The sequence below is a fragment of the Mesorhizobium sp. genome, from assembly GCF_024509055.1.
GTDB lineage: Bacteria > Pseudomonadota > Alphaproteobacteria > Rhizobiales > Rhizobiaceae > Mesorhizobium.
The window spans coordinates 1-8,957 of sequence record NZ_JANINM010000542.1 but is presented as its reverse complement, the minus strand read 5'-3'; the positions used below and the strand labels follow the sequence as shown (position 1 = coordinate 8,957).

Genomic DNA, 8,957 nt, shown 5'->3' with positions numbered 1-8,957 from the left:
CGAAATGTGCGCATGTCGGTTACCCGTGTTTATCCTGTAGCGAATTTTTCACGGTCTTTCGAAGCGTGGGTAAGAACCCGGGAAGCCCGTCTTCCGCCGCAGCACCGCGCGGCCGCCTTCGTTCCCGGCAGACCTTGGGGGACCCGGCGACTGCCGGCCAAACTGAACACGGGCGCATCGATGAACAGCAAGCGGTCCTATCTCGATACACTCAATGCCGGCAGGCAGCGTCGGCCGCACGCCTCGCTGGAAGATCTCAACCGTTCGCTCGAAACGCTGGAGCAGCGGCTGGAGCGCACCCGCAGCGACATGTCCGAGCGCCCCGATCCGAGGCGGCCAGCCGCCGAGCCGCGCTATGCCGCCGCACAGCCGTTCGGCCAGCCGCGCTGGTATGAGGACCCCCACCCCGCGCGAGGCCCACAGAACCAGGGCGCACAGAACCGCGTTCCGCAGAGCCCGGCGCCGGCCGCGCCTAGCTTCAGCCAGAACTATCAGGCGATCGCCCGCGACATCGACCGGGTGCGCGGCCAGGAGGACGGCGTCGCGACGGTCGGCAAGATCGCCGTCGAGTTGCGCGGCCTGCGCGAGGAACTGCGCCACCAGATGACCGCCGGCCTGCAGCGCGAATTCGATGCGCTGCGCCAGGACATCGACCGCGCCATGCAGGCGAGCCACCAGCACGGCGCCGCGGACAAGGGGAGCGCCGAACTCGGCCTCGAATTCGAACGGCTGTCCGGCGCCATCCAGACGCTTGCCGAAAAGAGCGACGACCGCAGCGTCAACCTGATGCGGCTGGAGTTGGAGCAGGTCAAAGGCGCGCTCGATACGCTGGCGCGCGAGGAGAGCGTACAGCGGGTCGACCGGCGCTGGGACGATTTCGACCGCCGCTGGAGCGCCTTCGAGGATCGCGTCGACGCCGACCAACGCCAGCGCGCCGAAAACCCCGGCCTAGCGGCGCTGACCGACCGGCTCGAGCAGATCGGCAACGCCGTCAACAGCCTGCCGGAATCGCTGTCGATGCATTCGCTGGAGGAGAAGGTGCGCACGCTTGCGGGCGCCGTCGACCGTTTCGCCAGCCAGCAGACGACGCGCGGCAGCGAGACGCTTGCCATGATCGACGAGCGGCTCGACGAAATCTCGCGCGCGATCGTCGCTTCCACGGTGGCGGCGCAGGCCAATGCGCTCGACCCGGAAACCTTCGGGCGGATAGAGAAACGGATCGCTTCGCTGGCGGTGCAGATCGAGGAGGTCGCGCAATCGCGGCCCGGCGCCGAGGTCATCGACCGCCTCAACCTCCTGTCCAGCCGCGTGGATGAGCTCGCCGGTCGCGCCGACCTGCCTGAACGGGCCATGGAGCGGCTCGGCCAGCAGATCGCCTTGATCACCGACAAGATCGACCGGGCGCCGGCGATGCCCGACACGGATCACATCTTCCAGGGCCTCGAGCAGCGCTTCGACGCGCTGTCCACGCTTCTGGAGCGCCGCCAGGGCGACGCGATCGAACAAGGCAACATGTTGTTCCGCGATCTCGAGCGGCGGCTGGACGATGTCGCCGACAGGCTCGACCAGCGCATGCAGCAGGACGCCAGCGCCGGTATCATGGAAGCGATCGACGCCCGCTTCACGGCCCTTGCCAAGCGTATCGAGACGCGCACGCCCGATCCTGCCAATGAAATGGCCATCCGCGGTCTGGAAAGCCGGCTCGAGGATATCTCCAGCCGGCTTGAGTCGTCCGCCGCGCAAGTGGCCGGCATCGATCCGGACCTGATCCGCAGCCTGGAAGCCCAGGTCGCGGGTCTGTCGGCGCATCTTTCCAAGCCGAGCACGCCGCTGCCCGAATTCGAGGACATCAGCCCGCGCCTCGACGAGATCGAGAAATCGCTGGCTGGAACGCGCGATTCCATCCTCGGCGTCGCACGCGAAGCGGCGGAGAGCGCGGTCAGGTCGTTGGCCGAGTCGACCTCCAGCACCGCCGCCACGAACGCTGTCGCCGTCGCCGGCCTCGCGCAGGACCTGAAGACGCTCGAATCGCTCACCCGCCGTTCGGACGAACGCAACTCGCGGACCTTCGAGGCGATCCACGACACGCTGCTCAAGATCGTCGACCGTCTGGGCTCGCTGGAAACCAGCGAAGCCGTCAGCGAGCTGATCGACCCGCCGCCTGCCGACAGGCGCGCCGCGCGCGGCAAGATCGCGGTGCAGGACGCGCCGTCGATGGATATCGACCAGCCGATGCCGCTGACCGGCGACATCGCCGATCTCGACAGCCGCGCCGCCGCAATCCTGCGCAACGAGCCGGTTGCGCGCGGCGAACAGGTCGAGCGCGTCGAACCGGCCGCACGCGGCGACGCGGGCGGACGCACACCCGCCGAGGCTGCCGCGGCCGCCGCCATCGCGGCGCTGGGATCAGACGCCATTGCCGAGAAGGGCGACAAGCCCAGGAAGTCGATGTTCGGCGGCCTGGCACGCGCCTTCAAGGGCAAGAAGGGCACCGATGCACCAGCGCTCGCCGGCTCGGCGCCGGTCGGCGACGTACCGACCGTCGACATCGACGAGCCGCTGGATCCGAAGGCCGCCAACCGGCCGCTGGAACCGGGCTCGGGAGCGCCTGATCTCAACGCCATCATGAAGCGCGTGCGCGACGAGCGCGGCCCGCCGGTCAAGCGCAACGAGACAGACGCCGCCAAGTCCGATTTCATCGCCGCTGCCCGCCGCGCGGCGCAGGCCGCGGCCGCGGAGGCCGACGCGCTGAAGCGGCAGTCGACGATGACCGGTCCGGTGAAGGCGCTGAGGATCGGCGACCTGCTCAAGGCGCGGCGCAAGCCGATCCTGATGGCCGCCGCCGCGATCATGATGGCACTGGCCGGCCTGCAGCTCGGCAAGGCCTTCTTCTCCGATCCCGCGCCGGTCGCCAGCAATGATGTCGCCCCGGTTGTCTCCAAACCTGCGGTGGAGACCGCTTCGCTCGATGCCACCAGCGCGCCGAAAGCCGATGTGCAAGCCGCTCAGCCGGAGAGCGCGCCGGCCCACGCCGTCAGGCAGGCGGAGCAGACGAAGGACAGCGCGCCGGCTCAGGCAATGGCCGCGCCACCCACCCCCGTTGCCGCTCCGTCGGAGCCGGCACCTCAGCCGATGGCGCTTGCCGCACCGGCCGAGCCGGCGCCAATGGCTTCGGCGATGACCTCGGAGCCCGTCGCCCCGGCCGCGAACGCGCCTGCGACTGACGCAGATGCGCAGCCGACGCCGAATGCTCAGGCGGCCGGCACTTCCGCGACCAGCGCCGCGACCGACACCACGGGTACAGTTCCGCCGGCCGGCGGCCAGACCGCGGCGGCCTCGGCCAAGGTCGACATACCGGCCGAGATCGGCCCGACAGCGCTGCGCGACGCGGCCGCCAGCGGCGACGCCAAGGCGCTGTTCGAGATCGGCTCGCGCTACGCGGAAGCGCGCGGTGTCAAGCAAGACATGGCGGCCGCGGCCAAATGGTACGAGAAATCGGCCGAGTCAGGCTTCGCCCCGGCCGAATACCGCATCGGCAATTTCTACGAAAAGGGCAACGGCGTCGCGCGCGACATCAAGAAGGCCAAGACCTACTACCAACTGGCCGCCGAACAAGGCAACGCCAGCGCCATGCACAATCTGGCGGTGTTGTTCGCGATGGCGGCGGACGGCGTGACCGACAATGAATCGGCCGCGCACTGGTTCCAGCAGGCGGCAGACCTCGGCGTCAAGGACAGCCAGTTCAATCTCGGCATCCTGGCGGCCAAGGGCGTCGGCATGAAGCAGAACCTGGAGGAGTCCTACAAATGGTTCGCGCTCGTCGCCAAGACCGGCGACAAGGACGCCGCCACAAAGCGCGACGAGATCGCCAACGCGTTGCGGCCCGAGCAGCTCGAGCGGGCGCGCGCGGCGACGGAATTGTGGAAGGCAAAGCCGCTCAATGCGGCCGCCAACTCGGCCGACATTCCGGAATCCTGGCAGGATAGCGCGCCGCAGACGACCGCCAGCATCGACATGAAAAAGGCGGTCAAGAACGTCCAGCTGATCCTGAACAAGAACGGCTATGATGCCGGCGGCGCCGACGGCGTCATCGGCGACAAGACCAAGAACGCCATCATGGCCTTCCAGACCGACAACAAGATGCAGCCGACCGGCCAGATCGACGCACCATTGGTCAAGGCGCTGCTGGCGCGCAAATAACGGCAGATGCGTCGCTTCCGCGACGTCCTTGCCACACAATTGCCTGTTAACTGATTGAGATGGTTTTTGTTTCGGCGCGGTGGCGGGGTTGACCCCGCCGCCGCGTCGGCGCAAGAAAAAATTGGCTTTTCGGTGCGAGACTTGTCCGCAACGGCTGCATTGGCCGAGGGGCAAACTGATCGAGACAGACGGGTGGGCATCTATCTCCCGATCGCGGAAATTTCCGTCAATGTCTTCGTGCTGCTGGCGATGGGCGCGGCGGTGGGTTTCCTGTCGGGCATGTTCGGGGTGGGCGGCGGCTTCCTCATCACCCCGCTGCTGATCTTCTACAACATCCCCCCGGCGATCGCGGTCGCCACCGGCGCCAACCAGGTTATCGCCTCGTCCTTTTCCGGCGCGCTCTCGCACATGAAGCGCGGCACGCTCGACTTCAAGCTGGGCGGCGTGCTGCTGGCCGGCGGCATCGTTGGCTCGACCGCCGGCATCTATGTGTTCGCGCTGCTGCGGCGACTCGGCCAATTGGATCTCTTCATCTCGCTGCTTTATGTCATTTTGCTCGGCACCGTCGGCGGACTGATGCTGGTGGAAAGCGTCAATGCGCTGCGTGCCACGCGCAGCGGCGCCGCGCCTGTCCTGAAGAAATCCGGCCAACACAACTGGATCCACCGCTTGCCGCTCAAAATGCGGTTCCGCGCCTCGAAGCTGTTCGTCAGCATCATCCCGGTGCTCGGGCTGGGCGCCGGCATCGGCTTCCTGTCCTCGATCATGGGTGTTGGCGGCGGCTTCATCATGGTGCCGGCGCTGATCTACCTGCTCAAGGTGCCGACCAACGTCGTCATCGGCACCTCGCTGTTCCAGATCATCTTCACCTCGGCCTACACCACGCTGGTGCATGCCACGACCAACCAGACGGTCGACGTGATCCTCGCCTTCCTGCTGATGGCCGGCGGCGTCGCCGGGGCGCAATATGGCGCCAAGGCCGGCCAGAAGCTGCGGGGCGAGCAGTTGCGGGCGCTGCTGGCGATGCTGGTGCTCGCGGTCGCAATCCGCCTTGCCATCGACCTGTTCGTAACGCCGCCCAATCTCTATTCGCTCTCCGCCGCGGGCCTGAACTGATGTCGGGATTGAGAGCGCTCGCAGTCATCACCTCGCTGTCCCTGCTCTTTGCCCTGTCGCCGGCGACGGCGCAAACGCCGCCTGCTGAAGGCATCCAGATCGGCCTGTCGACAGACGCAGTTTCCATCACGGCCGGTTTCTCCGGCGCCGACCTCACCATCTTCGGATCGCTGGAGAACCCCGATCCGCTGGTTGCAAGGCAAGGGCGCTACGACGTCATCGTCGTTTTGGAAGGGCCGCCCCGACCGGTTGTGGTCCGGCGCAAGGATCGCGTGCTCGGCGTCTGGGTAAACCTGCAATCGGAAACCTTCGAGAACGTGCCTATGTCCTATTCGGTCGCGACGACGCGGCCGCTGCAGGACATCACCGTGCCGGCCAAGTACAAGCAGCTCTCGCTTGGCGCCCAGAACCTCTACATGAAGCCCTCGGACGAGACCGACAGTCCCACGACCATCGAGGAATTCACCACCGCGTTGCGCGAACGCAAGGCGGCGGCGGGCCTATACAGCGAGAATGTCGGCGGCGTTCAGTTCCTGTCGCAGAACCTGTTCCGCGCCACCGTCCGATTGGCGCCGGATGTCCCGGTCGGCACGCACAAGGCGCGCGCCTTCCTGTTCAAGAGCGGCATGTTCGTGAAGGAGAGCTCCGCGCAGCTCGAAATCCGCAAGTCCGGTTTCGAACAGTCGATCTTCCGCGCCGCGCACGACTATTCCTTCCTCTATGGCGTTTTCGCCATATCGCTTGCCATGCTGACTGGCTGGCTGGGGCGGCTCGTCTTCCGCAAGGATTGAAGGCACGGGAAATTGGGACGACCCATTTCCCCGTAAAGGGGTTCCCCTTTCCGCGATCATGCGATAAACCGCCGCCTCCCAGCCCAAGGGAATACACACACATTCAAATGCGGCAGAGCGGTCCGGCCTCCGGACGACGGCGCGCGAAGCGTCGCCGGCGATCCTGCCACGAAGCAACGACAGGAGGCTGCGATGCAACTGGCATTTGGCGGCATCGACTTCGGCACGTCCAACTCGACCGTGGGCGTGATCCGCAACGGCAAGGCACGGCTGGTTGCGCTGGAAGGCGAACAGCCCACCTTGCCCAGCGCCGTGTTCTTCAATTTCGAGGACGGCCATACCTATTTCGGCCGCCGCGCGATCGGCGACTACACCGACAGTGTCGAGGGCCGCCTGATGCGCTCGCTGAAAAGCGTGCTCGGCAGCTCTTTGGCCAACGAGAAGACGCGCATCAAGGCGCGCCTGATCGGGTTCACCGACATCATCGGCCTGTTCATCGGCCATTTGAAGGCGCGGCTGGAAGAGGACGCCGGCGGCCCGGTCGAGAACGTCGTGCTCGGCCGCCCGGTGCAGTTCGTCGACGACGATGCGGAAGCCGACGCCAAAGCGCAGGGCGAGCTCGAAAAGGCGGCACAAGCGCAGGGCTTCAAGCAAATCGACTTCCAGTTCGAGCCGATCGCGGCGGCGCTGGACTACGAACAGAATGTAACACGTGAGGAACTTGCGCTGATCGTCGACATGGGCGGCGGCACGTCCGACTTCTCGGTCGTGCGCGTCTCGCCGGAGCGCGCCGGCGCCAGCGACCGCAAGGGGGACATCCTGGCCAACCGAGGCATCCACATCGGCGGAACGGACTTCGACCGCCTGCTCAGCATCGCCCATGTCATGCCCGAGCTCGGCTACCTGACGCCGACCAAGGACCATAAGCGCAACCTGCCCGCGGGCTATTTCATCGACCTGGCGACGTGGCAGCGCATCAACCTGGTCTACACCGCCAAGGCGATGACGGACCTTAGGCAGATCCGCTACGAGGCCGAGCGCGCCGACCTGGTCAGCCGCTTCATCCATGTCGTCGAGCATCGTTACGGGCACGCGCTGGCGGGCCTTGTCGAAAAGGCCAAGATCGCGCTGACCGATCAGCCCTCCACCGAGGTCAGGGTGTCGCTGCCCGGCGCGCATTTCAGCGCCGGGATCACGCGCGCCGGCCTGGAGGAAACGATTGCCGCCGATATCGAACGCGTGACAGAGACGGTGAAGCAGACGATCGCCGACGCCGGCGTCGACGCCTCCGCCATCACCGCCGTGTTCCTGACAGGCGGTTCGACCGCCGTCCCGCTCGCCAGGCGGCGGATCCTGTCGCTGGTACCGCAGGCCACCGTCATCGAAGGCGACATGTTCGGTTCGGTCGGCCTCGGCCTGGCGTTGGACGCGCGGCGGAAATTCGCCTGAGGCTCTAACCCTTACCGTCGGTCGGCAGGTCGCCCTTGCCGGTGAGATGCGCCTTCAAAGCCATCTGGGCCAGGCTCGCCTGCCGGTCGCGGTGGGTGATCATCGCGAAATCGCGCTTCGGCAGGTCGACCGACACCGATTTCAGGCTACCCTCGGCCAGCGAGCGCGCGACGACCAGCTCGGAAATGATGGTGGCGCCGGCGCCGGCCTCCACCGCCTGGCGCACGGCCTCATTGCTGGGCAGGACAAGGAATATCTGAAGCTCCGAGGGTGGTACGTCCTCGCTGCGGGCAAAGTCCTCCAGCGCCTCGCGCGTGCCCGAGCCGCCTTCCCTTATGATCCAGCGCAATGCCCTGATGTCCAGCAGGCCCGCGGCGGTCCTGGGTATCTCAGGATGCGAGCGCGCGACCACCAGCATGAGCCGGTCTTCGTCGACCGTGGCGCGCCGCAGGATGTCGGACTCGGTGCGCCCCTCGACCAGCCCGAAGTCGGCCCGGCCGTCCAGCACATTGGTTTCGACCTGCCTGGTGTTGCCGATCGTCACGCTGAGCCGCACCGCCGGGTAGGCCTCGTGGAAGGACGCCAGGCGGCGCGGCAGCCAATAGCTGGCGATGGTCTGGCTGGCGGCGATCGACAGGCTGCCGGTGACCGTCTGCGAAACGTGCTCCAGCACGTTGAGGGCAGCCGCCGCGCGCTCCAGGACGGCCTTGGCCTCGGGGAGGAAACGGTGGCCTGTCTGCGCCAGCTCGATGTTGCGGCCGACCCGGTTGAACAGTCGCACGCCGTGCTGGCTTTCCAGGGCGCGGATGGCGGCCGAGGCCGCCGATTGCGAAATGCCGAGAAGCTCGGCCGCCTTGGTCATGTGGCCGTGCTCGGCGACGGCGACGAATATGCGCAGCTGGTCGAGAGTCATTGCTAACTAAGAAGCAAAATCGATGGGAATTACAAGAGCTGCTTGTTAGACAGATGAATCGCTTTGTTCTAAGTTTTCGCTGGAAGTTGGAAAAAATTGGCTAGGGGTGGCCAAGACTTGAAATGATCGGGCGCTTCAAATCCCTTTTTGCGCACTGGACCCGCCGGCTGAAGCGGCAGGTCAGCGGCGAACGCTACCACCCCGAACTCCATTACATGCGCGGCCCGGGACCGAAGACGAAGGCCAAGATGGCGAACGGCAAGAGCGTTCGCGAATCATGAGTTCAAGCGCGGCGCGCGGCGCCAATTCCGCACCCTCGCAGCGGCCGCTGGCCGATACGCGTGCGCCGGTCGAAGGCGACGGCGTCGAGACCTCGCCGAGCGTCTCGGACCGCATCGCCAAGACCACCTGCTACATGTGCGCTTGCCGCTGTGGCATCGACGTCCACATCAAGGACGGCAAGGTCCGCTACATCAACGGCAACAAGG

Annotated in this window: 7 protein-coding genes; 6 read left to right on the top strand and 1 reads right to left on the bottom strand. The window is 66.4% G+C overall.

Going from position 1 to position 8,957, the window contains the following annotated elements:
* The first annotated feature begins 180 nt into the window (after positions 1-180).
* The 4 genes from Q0L57_RS32885 to Q0L57_RS32870 all read left to right on the top strand — a co-directional run bounded on the left by Q0L57_RS32885 (position 181) and on the right by Q0L57_RS32870 (position 7,556).
* Positions 181-4,200, top strand: coding sequence for a peptidoglycan-binding protein (locus Q0L57_RS32885; RefSeq protein WP_296747262.1), 4,020 nt, complete (start codon positions 181-183; stop codon positions 4,198-4,200).
* A 192-nt stretch (positions 4,201-4,392) separates the two neighbouring features.
* Positions 4,393-5,316, top strand: coding sequence for a sulfite exporter TauE/SafE family protein (locus tag Q0L57_RS32880; RefSeq protein WP_296747261.1), 924 nt, complete (start codon positions 4,393-4,395; stop codon positions 5,314-5,316).
* Complete coding sequence (locus Q0L57_RS32875) at positions 5,316-6,107, top strand: TIGR02186 family protein (protein WP_296747260.1); 792 nt, start codon at positions 5,316-5,318, stop codon at positions 6,105-6,107. Before Q0L57_RS32880 ends, Q0L57_RS32875 begins: the two co-directional genes overlap by 1 nt.
* 192 nt (positions 6,108-6,299) lie before the next feature.
* Positions 6,300-7,556, top strand: coding sequence for an Hsp70 family protein (locus Q0L57_RS32870; RefSeq protein ID WP_296747259.1), 1,257 nt, complete (start codon positions 6,300-6,302; stop codon positions 7,554-7,556).
* A gap of 4 nt (positions 7,557-7,560) precedes the next feature.
* On the opposite strand, the gene Q0L57_RS32865 is transcribed toward Q0L57_RS32870, so the two are convergent.
* Positions 7,561-8,469 (bottom strand): LysR family transcriptional regulator, encoded by a 909-nt coding sequence (locus Q0L57_RS32865; protein WP_296747258.1) that lies wholly within the window; start codon positions 8,467-8,469, stop codon positions 7,561-7,563.
* Positions 8,470-8,591: 122 nt separating this feature from the next.
* Between Q0L57_RS32865 and Q0L57_RS32860 the strand changes: the two genes are divergently transcribed.
* A complete protein-coding gene (locus tag Q0L57_RS32860) occupies positions 8,592-8,750 on the top strand; it encodes a hypothetical protein (protein ID WP_296747257.1) in 159 nt (52 codons plus the stop codon).
* Positions 8,747-8,957: hypothetical protein (locus Q0L57_RS32855; RefSeq protein ID WP_296747256.1), on the top strand; the 211-nt coding region annotated here is incomplete at its 3' end. The genes Q0L57_RS32860 and Q0L57_RS32855, both read left to right, overlap by 4 nt.

Excerpts from the sequence above, each read along its gene's own strand:
- Q0L57_RS32870 (WP_296747259.1), top strand. The coding sequence starts at position 6,300 with ATGCAACTGGCATTTGGCGGCATCGACTTCGGCACGTCCAACTCGACC.
- Q0L57_RS32885 (WP_296747262.1), top strand. The coding sequence starts at position 181 with ATGAACAGCAAGCGGTCCTATCTCGATACACTCAATGCCGGCAGGCAG.
- Q0L57_RS32875 (WP_296747260.1), top strand. The coding sequence starts at position 5,316 with ATGTCGGGATTGAGAGCGCTCGCAGTCATCACCTCGCTGTCCCTGCTC.
- Q0L57_RS32865 (WP_296747258.1), bottom strand. The coding sequence starts at position 8,469 with ATGACTCTCGACCAGCTGCGCATATTCGTCGCCGTCGCCGAGCACGGC.
- Q0L57_RS32860 (WP_296747257.1), top strand. The coding sequence starts at position 8,592 with ATGATCGGGCGCTTCAAATCCCTTTTTGCGCACTGGACCCGCCGGCTG.